The 16,981-nt window shown below is 41.4% G+C and carries 11 protein-coding genes, 1 tRNA gene and 1 pseudogene; 10 read left to right on the top strand and 3 right to left on the bottom strand.

What is annotated here, in order from left to right; translation table 11 throughout:
- Positions 1-18: 18 nt before the first annotated feature.
- Positions 19-1,677, bottom strand: coding sequence for a glycosyltransferase (locus DWW90_RS18160; protein ID WP_122345998.1), 1,659 nt, complete (start codon positions 1,675-1,677; stop codon positions 19-21).
- A gap of 127 nt (positions 1,678-1,804) precedes the next feature.
- On the opposite strand from DWW90_RS18160, the gene DWW90_RS18155 reads away from it, so the two are divergent.
- Genes DWW90_RS18155 through DWW90_RS18145 form a run of 3 tightly spaced genes read left to right on the top strand, consistent with a single transcriptional unit; the run spans position 1,805 to position 3,451 of the window.
- Positions 1,805-2,089 (top strand): hypothetical protein, encoded by a 285-nt coding sequence (locus tag DWW90_RS18155; RefSeq protein ID WP_115499838.1) that lies wholly within the window; start codon positions 1,805-1,807, stop codon positions 2,087-2,089.
- Positions 2,090-2,118: 29 nt separating this feature from the next.
- On the top strand, positions 2,119-2,664 hold the full coding sequence (locus tag DWW90_RS18150) for a 1-acyl-sn-glycerol-3-phosphate acyltransferase (protein ID WP_115499837.1): 546 nt from the start codon (positions 2,119-2,121) through the stop codon (positions 2,662-2,664).
- Between the two features lie 4 nt (positions 2,665-2,668).
- Positions 2,669-3,451, top strand: a complete 783-nt coding sequence (locus DWW90_RS18145) for an amidohydrolase (RefSeq protein ID WP_115499863.1) — start codon at positions 2,669-2,671, stop codon at positions 3,449-3,451.
- Between the two features lie 3 nt (positions 3,452-3,454).
- Here DWW90_RS18145 and DWW90_RS18140 read toward each other — a convergent pair whose 3' ends face one another.
- Positions 3,455-5,767 carry a HAMP domain-containing sensor histidine kinase gene (locus tag DWW90_RS18140; RefSeq protein ID WP_122345997.1) on the bottom strand — a complete coding sequence of 771 codons (2,313 nt, stop codon included), beginning with the start codon at positions 5,765-5,767 and terminating at the stop codon, positions 3,455-3,457.
- An 886-nt stretch (positions 5,768-6,653) separates the two neighbouring features.
- Between DWW90_RS18140 and lpxK the strand changes: the two genes are divergently transcribed.
- The 7 genes and pseudogenes from lpxK to DWW90_RS18105 all read left to right on the top strand — a co-directional run bounded on the left by lpxK (position 6,654) and on the right by DWW90_RS18105 (position 14,195).
- Entirely contained in the window at positions 6,654-7,751 is a 1,098-nt protein-coding gene (gene lpxK, locus DWW90_RS18135; RefSeq protein ID WP_122333697.1) for a tetraacyldisaccharide 4'-kinase, read from the top strand.
- An 8-nt stretch (positions 7,752-7,759) separates the two neighbouring features.
- Complete coding sequence (gene thiL / locus DWW90_RS18130) at positions 7,760-8,791, top strand: thiamine-phosphate kinase (protein WP_122333684.1); 1,032 nt, start codon at positions 7,760-7,762, stop codon at positions 8,789-8,791.
- A 78-nt stretch (positions 8,792-8,869) separates the two neighbouring features.
- A tRNA-Phe gene (locus DWW90_RS18125) sits at positions 8,870-8,942 on the top strand.
- A gap of 164 nt (positions 8,943-9,106) precedes the next feature.
- Positions 9,107-9,274 (top strand): annotated as a pseudogene (locus tag DWW90_RS20880) (AraC family transcriptional regulator); the annotation flags it as partial.
- Between the two features lie 123 nt (positions 9,275-9,397).
- Positions 9,398-10,762: a helix-turn-helix domain-containing protein gene (locus DWW90_RS18115; RefSeq protein WP_122345996.1), complete on the top strand. Its 1,365-nt coding sequence runs from the start codon at positions 9,398-9,400 to the stop codon at positions 10,760-10,762.
- A 6-nt stretch (positions 10,763-10,768) separates the two neighbouring features.
- Positions 10,769-11,416, top strand: coding sequence for a hypothetical protein (locus DWW90_RS18110; protein ID WP_233547807.1), 648 nt, complete (start codon positions 10,769-10,771; stop codon positions 11,414-11,416).
- A 475-nt stretch (positions 11,417-11,891) separates the two neighbouring features.
- Positions 11,892-14,195 carry a hypothetical protein gene (locus DWW90_RS18105; RefSeq protein WP_147382450.1) on the top strand — a complete coding sequence of 768 codons (2,304 nt, stop codon included), beginning with the start codon at positions 11,892-11,894 and terminating at the stop codon, positions 14,193-14,195.
- A 91-nt stretch (positions 14,196-14,286) separates the two neighbouring features.
- On the opposite strand, the gene dnaK is transcribed toward DWW90_RS18105, so the two are convergent.
- Positions 14,287-16,203 (bottom strand): molecular chaperone DnaK, encoded by a 1,917-nt coding sequence (gene dnaK, locus DWW90_RS18100; protein WP_122345993.1) that lies wholly within the window; start codon positions 16,201-16,203, stop codon positions 14,287-14,289.
- Positions 16,204-16,981: the final 778 nt, after the last annotated feature.

Genomic DNA, 16,981 nt, shown 5'->3' with positions numbered 1-16,981 from the left:
TTTAATTATGAGCCTATTTTAATTATTTCTTTTGGCCGCATTCTCCAAAGCGATCCTGAAAGCCTCTTCGTAATAGACGATAAATTTGCTCCATTCCGCTTTTGCCGCCAGGTCGAAACTGCGTTTCCGTATCTCGACCGTTTCTTTTTTATTCTTGCTGACGAGAGTCAGGATGGAGGATGTGATAGCGTCTGCTACTTCGAAATAATTAAAGTCGTCACGGTTCACGACTGCAACACCTTCGCTGATGTCGTTGCCTGTCACGTGTCTCTTAGCCCAGAGTCCGAATCCGGCCAGATCGGTCGTGATGGTCGGGATTCCGAAAGCGATACTTTCCAACGGAGTGTATCCCCACGGTTCGTAATACGAAGGATAGACCGTTGCGTCCATACCGACCAACAGGTCGTAGTACGGTTTGTTGAGGATGCCGTCGCGTCCGTCCAGGTAACAGGGTACGAAAATGATTTTCAGTTTGTCTGTTGCCGAATTGGTGAATCCGGAATGCGAGATATAGTTCAGTACCTTGTCCTGCTCCATCAGGTTCAGCCAATGCGTGACGAACGGCATCTGCATGGGGGAGGTGGTACGGATATTTTTGTCGATCACTTCTTTCAGGTCTGCACGGGCATCGCGCACCCAGGCGGGTACCATGATGAAGGCTACCACTTCGCGTTGCAACTTGCCGGAAGTACGTACCCGGTTCATTGCTTCGATAAAGACATCGATGCCCTTATTGCGATATTCATAGCGGCCGCTTGTAGAGACAAGGAATGCATCCGGTGAAATGGGGCATCCTAATAACTTTTCCGCTACATTCAGCAGGGCATGGCGCGCTTCGGCACGTTTCTTTTCATATTCCTTTTTTTCCGGTACGAAATCCGGCTCGAAACCGTTCGGGGTCACGATGTCCGGCGCTTTGTCCAGCAATTGTTTACACTCGCGGGCCGTGATGTCGCTCACTGTTGTGAAGCAGTCCACATAATGGGCGGTCTGTTTTTCCAGCGAATGCTTGGCTTCCATATTCAGCTCTTTCGCCATCTGGTCGCCGTTATAGCCGTCCATATAGGCGTACAATGCTTTGTTATTGCCCGCTATGGAACGTCCGATGGAAGTAGCATGTGTCGTAAAGAGCGTCGCTATTGCCGGAATTTGTTTCTGGATGTAAAGAGCACCCATTCCCAGCATCCATTCGTTGAACAGGGCTGCGACCTTTTTGTCTTCCAACTTATAGAAATGGTAGAAACTTTCAATTATTTTACCTACGGAGTAGGCGAAGATACAAGACTCGTCGTAATCGCCGTATGCGTGGATAGAGTCTACGCGGAAATTTTCCCACATAGAATAGAAGAAGGCATCCCTTTCCTTGAAGAATGGTTTGAAATCAACTAATATTACGGGTGGTGTTCCCGGAACATTCCATCGGCCTACTTTTACTTTCAGGTTGCCCGTGGTCTTTGCATAAGCCCTCCACTCAGCGAACAGAATATCATCTTCGATAAAGTCGGGGGCGTTTGTGTTAGCCCACACATCTGGTCCAATAAAGATTAATTTATCTTTAAAAGATTGTTGTAACGTATGCGCTTTTGTTGAAAGGACGGTATAGATACCTCCGACTTTGTTACACACTTCCCAACTGCTTTCAAAAAGATATTCTGGCGTTGTTGTTATATTATCCATAAACGATTTTGTTTATAATCAGATATTTTGCGGGGGCAAAGATACGAATTTTTGTCTTTTTTTCAACTATAGAGCTTGTTTAATAAATGAAATATGTAGATTTGTGGGTATTTTAATATAAACGACTATGGCTAAAAGAAGAATTTTAAAGAAAGACATCAGCTATGTGGCTGGCGATTTGTTTTCAGAAGCATTGGTTTGTAAATTGTATATCCCAGGCGTGGATTCGGATAAGGCAGACGCAGTGATGTCGAGAATACTCGATATGCAGGATGAATATATTCGTCGTGCCAACCGTCCGGATGGAAAGGATAATAAAGCGCGTGTGAAAGAGTATTATAATAAATTGCTCGCTGATCTGCAAGCAGAAGTAAACGCTATCGCTACAGAAATAGGTGAGCTGAGCAAATAAGGGCAAATAAGAGCAAATTAACGCAAATAATGAAGAAAGCGATTAGTAAGGCGCTTCTTCGCCTGGCGGGTTGGAAACTCGGACCTGTGGTCGAAGATGTGCCTAAATGCGTGATATGTGTAGCGCCGCATACCAGTAACTGGGATTTTTTAGTCGGAAAACTGTTTTACACCTCGATCGGGCGTAATGCTCGTTTCCTGATTAAAAAAGAATGGTTCTTTTTCCCGTTCAATTTGTTGTTTAACTGGCTGGGGGGTGTGCCTGTCGACCGTCATAAACGGACGTCGGTGACGGACCAGATGGTTGAACTTTTCAACAGCAGGGAAGAGTTTCAGTTGGCCATTACTCCGGAAGGAACCCGTAAGCGGGCGGAAGAGTGGAAAAAAGGGTTCTATTTTATCGCGCAGAAAGCCAATGTTCCTATCCTGGTGGCCTATTTGGATTATAAAAAGAAAGAGGCCGGTTTTAAAGGGATATTCTATCCGACGGGTGACGTGGAGAAAGATCTCTATGAAATCCGTAAGAACTACAGAGGGGTGACAGCTTGTCATCCTGAAAACTTTGTTCAAATTTAATATTATGGCAGACAATTTGCGAATCAGTATGGTCCAGTCCCATATTATCTGGGAGGACAGAGATGAAAACCTGGGTTATTATGGAGAATTGCTCCGGCGTGTCAGTGGAAAGACCGACATCGCTATTTTGCCGGAGACATTCACAACCGGTTTCTCTATGGAAGTTGAAAAACTGGCCGACACGATGGACGGCCCGACTATCCCCACTATTAAAGGATGGGCGAAGAAGTATAAACTGGCTGTGGCCGGTAGTTTTATTGCAAAAGAGGATGGTAAATATTTTAACCGTGCTTTTTTCATCACTCCTGAAGGAGAAACGTATTTGTATGATAAACGTCATTTGTTCCGGATGGCCGGTGAAGACCGGCATTTCACGGCCGGAGATACACGGACGATCGTACGGTATAAGGACTGGAATATCTGTTTGCAAGTTTGCTATGACCTGCGTTTCCCGGTGTGGAGCAGGAATGTGAACAACGAATATGACCTGTTGATTTATGTCGCCAACTGGCCGGAAGCCCGCAAAAAGGTTTGGAAAACGCTTCTTCAGGCACGTGCAATGGAGAATATGGCATATGTCTGTGGCGTAAACCGGGTAGGCATTGACGGGAAAGGTTTTGTCTATCGCGGCGACTCGATGGTATTTTCCCCGAAAGGGAAGAAGATGGCCGATGCCGGCAAACGTGAAGAGGTAACCCGGACCTGTACGTTAACCCGTACCGAACTGGATGATCTGCGTGCCAAGTTTCCGGCATGGAAAGATGCAGATACCTTTTCTATACAATAAAACTTATTGTTGATGATCTATCAAGGGGAGGCAGACGGTAAACCGGCTGCCTTTTCTTTCTTCCGATTGCAACGTGATATGGCCTTTTAAGCGTTTGACAATCACTTGGCAAATCGATAATCCCAACCCTGTCCCCTGGGCGAACTCGTCCAGTTTGTTGAAACGCTCGAATATGGCTTTCTGCTTTTCTTTAGGGATACCGATGCCTGTGTCTTCTATCGTAATATATACGGACGAATCTGCTTCACTGTATTTATAGCCCAGTTTAATATATCCCTTTTGGGTAAACTTGACCGCATTGTTAATGAGGTTTGTGATGACTTGTGTCAGGCGGTGCCGGTCTGTCTCTATAAATATAGGAGCTTCGGGTGTTTCCTGTATCAATTTGACCTCGTCAGGAAGCAATAACTGGTGCGTCTGATAAATGTCGTTTATCAAGGTTGTCAGATTTTGCCGGGTGAAGGTGAATTCCATACGGCCGGATTCGATGCGTGATAAATCAAGGATATCATTGATCAGTTTCAAAAGTAAATCGCAATTGTTGTTAATCAGCCTGACAAATTCAACCTTTTCTTCTATCTCCAACTCAACTTCATTGCTGGCGATGATATTGGAAAAGCCAACGATAGCATTTAGAGGTGTTCGTATCTCGTGACTCATATTGGCCAGGAATGTAGACTTCATCTTATCGGATTCTTCCGCTTTTTGCCGGGCTTCTATAAGCTCCTGTTCTGCCTTCTTTTTTTGTTGGATATTCAGGCAGAGGCCGTTGAAGGCATCGTCTTCTTTATTATATGTATAGCGGAATTCCCACCATTGGTATCCCTTTCCGTCGAAATTACAACGTATCTGGGATATGTTTTCCATGATTTCTCCGGAATAAGCTCTCTGTATATCCTTTTTAAAGACTTGGATATCACCGGGATGCAAATGGTCCAGGTATTCGTTTATCAGAATCGGTTTTTGTTCAAGTCCGGCATTCGTATAAAACTCGTTGTCAAAATAGAAAGTGTAGTCCTTGAGCTGATAGGCAAAAACTTTTCCTCCGCTCAAGGCGAGAGACAGGAATCGTTCGCTTTTCCTCAGGCTTTTCTGTGTTTCCTTCTTGGTCCTGTTTTCTTTCCGGTAGAGACGTAAAAGGGACAGGATTACCGTCGTGACAATGAGTAACAAAAGGATGCCGAGCGTTATGAACAGTGTTTTATATCGTTCTGTCAGCGGCATATTGATAATCTGGTAGGAAGCTGGAATGTTTTTTCTGCTGATATGCCACCGTTGCATTTCTATCCAGTCCAGTACGAATTGTTTGGGAGATTGGGTGATGGGAGTTTCGGATATGGCTTTGCCTCTTAACAGCTCGATAGCCCTGTCTACAGATATCTTTATTTCATCTTCCGTAGAGGTCAGGTATCCGCCTGTCAATCCTTCTCCGACTCCGAACCCTTCGTTTATAACGGTAAAGGTTGGGCTGCTGGCAAACAGGCCGAGGCGTTTGGATGTGAAATCACGCTTGCTCTGTACGAAGACCGAGTGCCGGTGCAAGCCGGATAAGACCCACAATAAATTATTGGAACTGGTTTCCCTTGAATTGATAAAATTGAAAATTGTATGTGCTGGCTTTGCCGGCAGTATGCTGTTGTTTGTGAATAGTTGGTTATTATGTTGGATGGTATCTCTTAGCACGTGAAAAAAACCGTTTTCATTTATGACGTTGAGAGAAGGGGCATATTCTTTCATGCGTAAGGGGTCTATCTCACTGATAAATAGCTCCATGGTTTGCCGACCCAAATAGGTGTTGTCCAGCCAAAAATGGATTCTCATGGGGCCGAACAACTTTTCTATTTGTTCGACGGTTTTCATGAATTCCGGCTTGTCCCAGAATCCGGTAACGTTAGGATATTGTTTGAGCAGTTTCCAGTTCGGATAGTTGACCCCCGCGAATACGACCGGTGTCTGCTTTACCAAAGGGTGTTCGCAAGCCATCAGGGAATAAGTGGCCTGGTCGTCATACACCAGGATAATCTCCGGTTTCCAGTTGGCAGTGGTGTCCAGAAAGTTATACATCCGGTTGAGTTCGTCTTTTTCCCGATAACTGTCACAGTCCAGATAGAAAGTCCGGATATCGGCATGGATTTTTTGCCGGTGGAACTGTTGTTGTATCTTTTCTCCGTTATGTTTATAGCCGGCATATTCCGCTTCATATGAGTGAATAACTAATATCCTCCTCTTTTCATAGGAATCGTTGCAGGATGTACCTGTCAGGATTGATAGAATACAAATCAGAAAATAAATATGTAGTGTCTGATTTTTTTGCATAAATTTTAAAATTCTACCCTAATAGATCATTTAAGATTTAATGTTGTTTTTTTATTTTTCGGCAAAGGTAGGTGATTATTGTTTGAAAATCAAAGTTTATGTGCCGTTTTTTGTGAACTGTAATTATTAGTTCCCGAATAAAATATAAATATTACAATAACCCCCTGTTTCGGCCGTTTTTCTATTTCGTCTGAAATCTTGATCGATTTTGGATTGACTCTTTTTACGGTTTAAGCTCCCCTTTCTGACAATAGGAAAAACGAGGTGCGCAGTCCGTTCTGAAAAGCATTCTTTTTGATTGTTGGAAGGCAGAAACGCCGACAATGTGATAAACCTTAACTCTCGGAGAATCGAATATTTGAAAATAAAACGGACGGCGTCCCAAATATCCCAAGGAAATTCAGGGTGGTTTTTGCCCTAAAGACGGTCCTCTTTCCAATTACGACCGTCCAAATCGCCATTACGACCGTGCTAATCTTCGCGAGGTGCCGAGTGCACTACACATTAGCACGGTCGTAATGGTAAAGAGGACGGTCGTAATGGCTGGGAACGCTCAAAAAAGGCGAAAAAATCCCTTTTTGAGGTCAAAAAAGCGGATTAACATTTGTTTTGTTTCGGATGTTTTTCGAACCTGAAAAATGCGTTTTATACAATAAGCCCCCCCCGATAGTTGAAAGTTAAGAGTTGAAAATTGAAAGTTAGGAGAGGTCTTTCGGATCGACAGGACCTACCCAAGGATCTTCCCTGCAAAGATATGATTTCTAAATTTGATATCCTTGAAAATGAATAATCAGAGCAGTATAGTCATCCTTATTTTTCAAATAAACGAATAAAAAGCCGATTACTTTCAATAAGTTAACTATATTTGTATGCAGATAGGAATCACATGCTGACAAACAACGAAATTAAGCTTAATTACTACCTGAATCCAATTTCCTTTTTATACGGAATTGGAATACGGTTACGAAACAGACTTTTTGATTGGGATATTCTACATTCCGAGCAATATCCTGTTCCCGTAATTAGCATAGGAAACTTATCTGTAGGAGGCACAGGAAAAACTCCTCATACCGAATATATTATCGATTTGCTAAAAAAGCAATACCGTATTGCCGTATTGAGCCGAGGATATAAAAGAAAAACCTCCGGTTTTATTCTTGCCAACCCGCAAAGCTCCAGCCAGGAAATCGGAGACGAACCCTTTCAAATGAAAAATAAATTTCCTGATGTACTTGTTGCTGTCGACGCCAATCGAAGACGGGGTATTCAAATTCTTTTATCCTTGCCCGAGCAGGAAAGGCCGGAAGTAATCTTGCTGGATGACGCTTATCAGCACCGCTATGTCTGTCCGTCCCTTTCAATTGTATTGAGTGATTATCATCGCTTGTTTTACAATGACAAGCTGATGCCAACGGGAAGGCTGCGTGAACCGATAAACGGAATAAATCGGGCCGATATTGTAGTTGTCACTAAATGTGAGGAAGATATGAAGCCTATCGATTTTCGCATTATCGAAGAAAATATGAAATTGAGGGCTCATCAATTACTCTTTTTCACCAGCATTGTTTACGATGAAATCAAGCCGGTATTTCCTTCAATGGCTCAGTCTCTACGTAGGAAAGATATTGGCAAAGAAGAAGATATTCTGTTAATATCAGGAATAGCCTCTCCTTCACCTTTTATTCGCGAAGCAAAAAAATATTCAAAAAAAGTTTTGCCGGTAATTTTTCCAGATCATCATACGTTCATAAAATCGGATTTCAAGAAATTAGACGAGACATACGAAATGATGACTTCTCCGGGGAAACTGATTCTGACTACAGAAAAAGACGCAGCTCGCCTGAAAGACAATCCGCTTGTCCCGGAAAGCTGGAAGAAATCGTTATATTATTTACCTATCACCATCAAGTTTCATAATGGACAGAGCTTTGATGAGACAATAAAAAAACATATAATTGCAGTCCAAAAGAAAAGTATTTTATAATCATAGATATGAGTAACAGAACAGAAATCTCAACATTAGGCGAATTCGGATTGATTCGCCACCTGACAGACAGAATTGAAATCAGAAATAGCAGTACCATAAAAGGCGTAGGTGACGACGCCGCCATACTCTCGTATGGGGATAAGCAAGTGCTTGTCACCACCGATTTGTTGTTGGAAGGGATTCATTTCGACCTGACCTACGTTCCACTAAAACATCTCGGATATAAATCGGCTGTTGTGAATTTTTCCGATATCTACGCAATGAACGGTTTGCCTAAACAAATCACCGTTTCACTCGGAATTTCCAAACGTTTTTCTGTTGAAGAGATTGAGGATTTCTACGCCGGGCTAAAACTGGCCTGTGACGTGTACGGAGTCGATATTGTCGGAGGAGATACATCCGCTTCTCTCACCGGGCTTTGCATCAGTATCACGTGCATTGGAGAAGGTGAGAAGGGAAAAGTCATTCTCCGCAGTGGTGCCAAAGAGACGGACCTCATCTGCGTTTCCGGGGATTTGGGAGCTGCCTATATGGGGTTGCAGTTATTGGAGCGGGAAAAACGAATATTTAAAGGAGAAAAAGATTTTACCCCTGACTTTACGGGTAAAGAATATTTGTTGGAACGCCAATTAAAGCCGGAGGCACGAAAGGATATTATCGAAGCACTTCGTAATGCAGCGGTCATTCCTACTGCAATGATGGATGTCTCAGACGGTCTTTCATCTGAACTTTTGCATATATCAAAAGAAAGCAATGTCGGTTGCCGTATTTATGAAGACCGTATTCCTATTGATTATCAAACAGCAGCAATGGCCGAACAGTTTAATATGAATCTGGTAACAGCCGCTTTAAATGGGGGCGAAGACTATGAATTACTCTTCACCGTTCCTCTTACCGACCACGATAAAGTCTCTGAAATGAAGGGCGTTAAAGTAATCGGCCATATCACAAAACCAGAGCTTGGCAATTACTTGGTTGGTCGCGATGGTGGAGAAGTAGAGCTAAAAGCCCAGGGCTGGAATTCACTGAACGAATAAAAAAAACAACAAAAAGATCCTCTACCTATTGCAGAATAAAAAAAAGTCCATATCTTTGCACCCGTTAAACAAAACAACGGTGCCATAGCTCAGTTGGTAGAGCAAAGGACTGAAAATCCTTGTGTCCCCGGTTCGATTCCTGGTGGCACCACTGAAAATCAAGCAGTTACAGTAAAATGTGACTGCTTTTTTTGTGCATTTTCGGTGGTTTTTCCCATCAAATCCTATTATTTTCTGTGTTTTTCGTGTTGGTTCACACAAGCCATGTAAACCGAGATGTAAACCATGAGTACAACAGTCAGCATGAACATTCCTTTTTTTGAATTAGTATATATTCTTTCAGGAACAGGCTTCCAATGGATTAACAACAATATGTTTCCTTATCATGACGGACATTTGTTTATGATTACTCTCGGAGATACGTATTCTTTTTCTGTTTTCGGTGCTGAAAATATCCAAATTAATAAGTTTTTCAAAAAGTATAGAGGATGCAAGCCCCTCTAATTTCAGAAAGAACAATTTGAAGTAAACCATATACATATCCTTGTTTTTAGAGTTATTGAAACAATTGAAATGACTATTTTTGCATTATATTTATAGATGTCTATGACAAATACAGAAACCATACAATCACTCATCGATAGCGGAGAAGGCTATAATGTAGAGTTCAAAGTTCGTGTTCCTTCAAAGGTTCGTGAACTAACAGAAGAAATTTGCGCTTTCGCTAATGCAGACGGAGGATATTTACTCATTGGTGTAGATGATAACGGGCAGATTATTGGCACAGATTTAGAGAATGACAAACGTTCAGCTATTCAAGGCTCTATCAGTGAAATATCTCCGGCTCTCCATTGTGATATGTATGCGGTAAATATCGAAGATAAGACAGTTTGGGTAATTGATGTTCCGTCAGGGAAAGATAAACCTTATATATTTTCCGGCTCTATCTTTGTGCGCGAGGGAGCAAACTCACAGAAACTTCGTACTGTCGAAGAAATGCGCAGTTTCTTTCAGGAATGCAACAAAATATTTTTTGATGCTATCCCTTGTTCGTGGTTCAACATTTACACAGATGCAGACGAACAAGCGATAAAAGACTTTCGCACGGAGGCAAAGCTAAGTCCATCGACTGCGAACAAACAGATATTTGAGAATTTGGAACTGTTTACGGATAAAGGAGTAGCCAAGAATGGAGCAGCCATGTTCTTTGGGAAACAACCTGAACGAAAGTTTCCACACGCAGTAACAAGATGTGTCCTTTTCAAAGGAACAACCAAAGTATATATCATAGATGATAAAACCTTTGGCGGTCCACTATACCAACAATATTTGCAGGCTATGGCATGGCTGGAAAGTAAACTGCAAGTAGCTTATAAAATTGAGGGAGCAGGACCAAGAGAAGAAATTTGGGAAATTCCTCTCACTGTGTTCAAAGAAGCCATTATTAACGCTCTCTCACATCGTGATTATTACGAACAGGGAGCAACCATTACAATAGAAATGTTTGATGACCGGGTAGAGGTTTCTAATCCCGGAGGGCTTTTACCTATCGTAGCTAAAGATTTCGGACACAAGAGTATGACACGCAATCCATTAATATTTGGATTGTTTACCCGTATGCATTTGGTTGAAAGGGTAGCATCCGGTATTCCTCGTATGCAGGAAGCCATGAAAGAAGCCAATCTTCCTGAGCCTGAATTTCATACGGACGGGATGTTTACAGTTACATTCAAAAGAGGTATCAGTATCAAGAATGATACTGTAAATGATACTGTAAATGATACTGTAAACTCAAAAGAACAAGAAGTACTAAATATCATCAAGCAATATCCGGGGCTCAATTCATCTAAGATTGCTGAACTAATAGGAAAAAGTGTGCCTACTGCTAAACGCTACTTAAATTCTTTAGTAAAATCAGGATTAATAACATTTAAAGGAGCACAGAGAACAGGAGGATATTACATTAATTAAAAATTTGTGGAACAAGAAAGTTTTTTAGAATCCAATCTTTTACAGACTATAGTAATGGCGGTAACAGTCTGTGTTACAGCAATCATATATTGGAATAAAAAGAGAAATGAACTTCGAGCAGCAGCAACTATATTAAAACTTCAAATTCAAGATATTGAAGTAAATATAGAAAATCTAAAAGCTGAAGCAATTGTTGGAAACTGTTTATCAGAACAGCCATTATATTATTCAAAAGTTATCTTTGAAGAAAATAACTGGCTAAAATATAACTACATGTTTGCTGACAAATTAGGGGCATCAAATTTTGAAACAATAGATAAGTTCTTCAAAATCGCTCAAGAAATCAAAACACAGCAAATTTTCATAAAAATGAAAATTCAAGACTCCATCAATGCTAAATGCTCATTCTATTATTTACAGCAATACAATAGATTAAATCAAACAGTTTCAGATATCAGAGAAAACAAAGAACAACTATGCATGCAAGACCTACAATATACTAAAGCCTTATACAATAATCCAGCATTAAGCATTGGAACATATATACATCAAGAATTATGTAATGGACTAGAAAAAGGACTCAATAAATATCAAAGAATATCAGGAAACATTGCTTTTCAAAAATTATGTAAAGTCGGAGGAATAATTAGCTAGTTATTACAATGCTATCATTATAATTATTATCTTTGCTCACAGAAATCGTACCTAAGATACAAACTTGTGTTGAACGGTGCAAAGCTGTAAAAACCTTATTCAAGGAACTTACATCGTAGTAAAATAACTTATTGAAAAATAGTGCCATATCAAACCATTTTCGGCTGCTGGTGGTACCACTTAACAAGAGTCATAGAAAAAAGAAAATCCCTGAAATACATTGTGTTTCGGGGATTTTCTTTTTAAGGCCAATCCCCTTAAAAGCGCAAAAAACGGCAGTTTATAGAATATTTCTCTTTGTTCATTCATATGCTTTTTTTCGGTGCAGAAAAAGCAAACCTTTTGCTCTAAAAATGTATATTTGTCAATCAATTAAGATGTAACAAATGAAATCGATACCTCTATACAAGTTTTATAAAAGATTCAGAATAACAATAAACAAACCGGATCATCCGATCCATTTAAATCTAATAATATGTCAAATAGAATTATAAAATACATCTGCATTTTCTCGATCTCCATTTTAGTAATGCCTTGTTCTCTATCTGCAAATGACGGTGTCGTTTTGGTTTCCGGCGATGCATCGATAACGGTGAAAGCCGTGGAAGGAGGGCTCTATAAATTAAATTTTTCTTATCAGGGAACCCCGATACCCACAATCAACCCGGATGCTACGATTTTTCTGGGATTAGCCGGCTCAAAGGAGCTTTCGGGAAACTATAGCTCGTGTGTGCTTAATAGCAATATGCTTACCCGTCAAACATTGCTTACGACAAGCTTAGGAACGAGCTTTAATGTTTCTGATATATATATTGCTAAAGGCAACGGAATCATTGAGCTCCAGCGCAAAATCCGATTGTCAAACTCCAAAGCAGGCGATCGTTTCTTCAACTCCTTTTTCGGCTTTCGTACTGATGAGCAAGCAACGGATCTTACCCGGAACGAATATTTTATGCCTGCCGTATGGTATAAAGGTAATTTCACTGTAACCGGGAATATTCCAGAGTATATCCCGCAGGTCAACGATACCTATTTTTATTATCGGGAAGATAGGATCACATTGCCTCTTGTTATGTTTCGCAATCCAAGAACGAATTTCACCCTTTCGATCATTCATAAAGATTCCAAATGCGAAACGGTTATCGCCGATGGAAACGGGATTGACACTTGTGCAGATTATCAGTTCGGTTCATTGGGTATAAAGAGAGAAAATAAAGTGATTTATACGAATTTTATATACCCCGGTTCGGAGGCTGAGAGACGAGGGGGACGCGGCCCACGCTATCATCCCATACAAGATGATTTAGTGCATGAATATAATCTGGAACTTTGTTTTTCAAGTGTAAATGACTATGCTACAGCAGTGAAAGACTCGTGGGGACATGCTTTCGAATTATACAATCCTACTATTTATCCGGTCGATCTCGATGTAACCTATAATGGTATCATCGAAACTTTAATGCATTATTATGGGGAAGACACGAGTATGAGAGGTAAGTACGATGCAGCGGGCTGGCCTTTCGAGGTAGACCTCACCACTTTTGAACCCAGGAACTATGATTATCAAATGGGATTTGTAGGCATGCAGGTTGCAACCGGATATTATATCTATCGGGAAGGAGTGGAAACCGGCAATAACGATATGATAAAAAAAGGGGAAGCCGTGTTGAACTTCTGGGCATCCAAAAGCCAGACATCTTTAGGATTACCACGTGATTGGTATGATCCGGGTTGGTGGGGAAATACCGGCACTTTCCGTGACGGAAGCAACCTGCGTGTAAATACAGGAGGTATGGAAAGCCTGATTGCCGCTTGGGCGTTTGCTAAACGTAGCGGCATCGAAAAGCCTGAATGGCTGGATGCCTGCAAAAGATATGGCGACTGGCTTATAGATAACCAGAACAGAGATGGAAGCTATTATTTTTCTTATAATCATAGGGTCATAAATGCTCTGGGAAAACATCCGGTTACGAATTCAAATAAGTTTCTGACAATTTGTGCGGTCCGTTATCTTGTGGAACTTCATATCGCAGCACAAGCGGATAGTCCCGGTGATAATAAGTATAGGGAAGCTGCTGAAAAGGCAGGCGATTTTTGCTATAGGAATATACATAATACCTATACTTATGTTTCTTGTGTGATTGATAATCCCCAGACGTATGACAGCGAATCAGGCCAAATGGCTCTCAATGGATTCCTGGCTCTTTACGACCTGACGAAAGATGCTAAATGGCTGACGGCAGCCGAACAAGCTGCAACTTATACGGAAAGTTGGGTTCATTGCATGGAGATACCCGTTGAAAATGATAAGGGTAACCGCCCCACGAAATTCCCAAGAGACCGTAGCATCGTGGGGCAACACATTATTGCCATAGGACATGCTGGAGCAGACCTCGGGTTTGCATGGAGTTCCTTTGCTTTTTATCGCCTTTACCTGGAAACCGGCAATGAACATTACCTGAAAGTGGCACGCATCTCTGCCCATAATTCCAAACAGTCCATGAACTGGGATCAATCTCTTTTCCCCGGGCAGCAAAGGGGATTACAAATGGAGGTCTTCAATGTGAGTGGGCGTAGGCGTGAAAATGGGGCATTTACCTGTCTCAACTGGAATTATGCCGCACATCTTGACCCGATGTTCCGTTTCAAAGATGCCTTTGGCACACCGAATATGGAAGAAGTCGAGAAGATGAGTTGGGAAGATCGTAAATACTATAATGATATTTATTCACACGTACAGTCGGCAAACTGGGGACAGGATATAGAAAAACCACAGTGATCGGTGAAGAACTTCATAAAAAGAAAAATCGCAGTAAAAAGTTATTCTACTGCGATTTTTAAATCATTGCTTATCGTTTCCGATAAACTATTTATTTCACTTCTTCGAAGTCTACATCAGTTACTCCACCATCCTGTTTGCCATTTCCGGTGTTGCCACCAGCCTGCTGACCGAAATCAGGACCCGGTTGTGCACCACCCTGTGCATTCTGTGCGTTGTACATTTCCTGGCTTGCGGCTTGGAATACGCTGTTCAGTTCTGCAGTAGCAGCATCGATACCGGCGATATCCTGAGCCTTGTGAGCTTCTTTCAATTTATTTAAAGCAGCTTCGATCGGAGCTTTTTTGTCAGCCGGGAGCTTGTCGCCCAGGTCTTTCAACTGTTTTTCAGTTTGGAAGATCATACTGTCGGCCTGGTTCAGCTTGTCGATACGTTCTTTTTCTTTCTTATCGGCTTCAGCATTAGCCTGAGCTTCTTCTTTCATACGTTTTACTTCATCATCACTCAATCCGCTGGATGCTTCGATACGGATACTCTGAACTTTACCGGTACCTTTATCTTTCGCAGAGACGTTGAGGATACCGTTTGCGTCGATATCGAAAGTAACTTCGATCTGAGGTACGCCACGCTGTGCGGCAGGTATTCCATCGAGATGGAAACGTCCGATCGATTTGTTGTCTTTAGCCAATGAACGTTCACCCTGCAATACGTGGATTTCTACGGAAGGCTGATTGTCTACAGCTGTTGTAAATGTTTCAGACTTCTTAGTCGGAATAGTCGTATTGGCTTCAATCAACTTAGTCATAACGCCACCCATTGTTTCGATACCCAATGACAACGGAGTCACATCCAACAACAGAACGTCTTTTACCTCACCTGTCAACACTCCACCTTGAATAGCAGCACCTACAGCTACCACTTCGTCCGGATTAACACCTTTGGACGGAGCTTTGCCGAAGAATTTCTCAACAATAGCCTGTACGGCCGGGATACGTGTTGAACCACCTACCAAGATTACTTCGTCGATGTCGGAAGTACTCAAACCTGCATCCTTCAAAGACTGGCGGCACGGTTCGATACAAGCCTGGATCAGGCTGTCTGCCAATTGTTCGAATTTGGCACGAGTCAGTGTCTTAACCAAGTGCTTTGGAATACCGTTAACCGGCATGATATACGGAAGGTTGATTTCTGTGCTTGTTGTGCTTGACAATTCGATTTTAGCCTTTTCTGCAGCTTCTTTCAAACGTTGCAAAGCCATCGGATCCTTGCGCAGGTCGACACCTTCTTCGCGCAGGAATTCTTCAGCCAACCAGTCGATGATTACATGGTCGAAGTCATCACCACCCAGGTGAGTATCACCGTTAGTCGATTTAACTTCAAACACACCGTCGCCCAGTTCCAGGATAGAGATATCGAATGTACCGCCACCAAGGTCGAATACGGCGATTTTCATGTCTTTGTTCGTCTTATCCAGACCATAAGCTAAAGATGCAGCTGTCGGTTCGTTTACGATACGACGAACATTCAAACCTGCAATTTCACCGGCTTCCTTTGTTGCCTGACGCTGTGCATCGCTAAAGTATGCCGGAACAGTGATAACGGCTTCTGTCACTTCCTGTCCCAGATAGTCTTCTGCTGTTTTCTTCATTTTCTGCAGGATCATAGCTGAGATTTCCTGCGGTGTGTATAGGCGTCCTTCGATGTCGACACGCGGAGTATTGTTGTCGCCACGTACTACTTTGTAAGGTACGCGGTTGATCTCTTTCTGTACCTGATCGTAGGTTTCACCCATGAATCGTTTGATAGAGAATATTGTTTTTTCTGGGTTGGTGATTGCCTGACGTTTTGCCGGATCACCTACCTTGCGTTCGCCACCTTCTACAAATGCAACGATTGAAGGAGTCGTTCTTTTACCTTCGCTGTTTGCAATGACAACCGGTTCGTTACCTTCGAGTACGGCAACACACGAGTTGGTTGTTCCTAAGTCGATTCCGATAATTTTTCCCATAATTTTCTTCTATTTTAATTGTTATTATTTTCCTTGTATTCGCTTTTCTCTTTCGAGCTGCACTAATTATCTTACAAATCGTATGCCAAAGTAACAAGGATGCCTTTGGAAAAGTTTAGCTGACAGAAAGTGTGACAATACGTCAGTTTTCGGGTTGGCTTCTAACTAAAATGTGGTTTTTATTATTATAAGTATGTTAGTGGGGAGAGGCAACGGCATTCTGACAGCCTTTAAAATTAGTAAAGTAATCTCTATTGATATTGGTTCTATTCTGTACTCTAAAAGTGATGTGTACGAAACAAAGTTACATTAAATCTATGCTTAGTAGCAGATTTGCATTTACATACCTCTTCCTGAAATACTTCTTTCCATGTAGTCCATAGATGAAATGAGCTTAAAACCGGTTAATGTGTGGATTTGGTAAATCATTATGAGAATCAGTTTCTGATAATAAAATATTGATGTATAGCTATTTGTGTTTTAAGATCGTGTAAATGTGATTTTAAAGTATATTTTTGATTTGAAGTGTGTAATGTGTTGGATATAAGAATTTTATACTGATTGTAAATGACTAAAAAAAACGTACATTTATTTTCGCCAAAGATATTAACTTATATTGAATAATGAAAACTTTCTTTGCTTTTTTTGATGATTTATGATAAATATCTATAGCACAATTGTTTAATGTGTATATTGGAAGTAGATATATACAGAGATATTTAGTAAAAATAGCTTTTGAAAAATGACTAAAAAAAACGTACGTTTTTTTTAGTCATTT

This window comes from Parabacteroides sp. AF17-28, from assembly GCF_003479205.1.
Lineage (GTDB): Bacteria > Bacteroidota > Bacteroidia > Bacteroidales > Tannerellaceae > Parabacteroides > Parabacteroides acidifaciens.
This window is presented reverse-complemented; position numbering and strand designations above follow the sequence as displayed.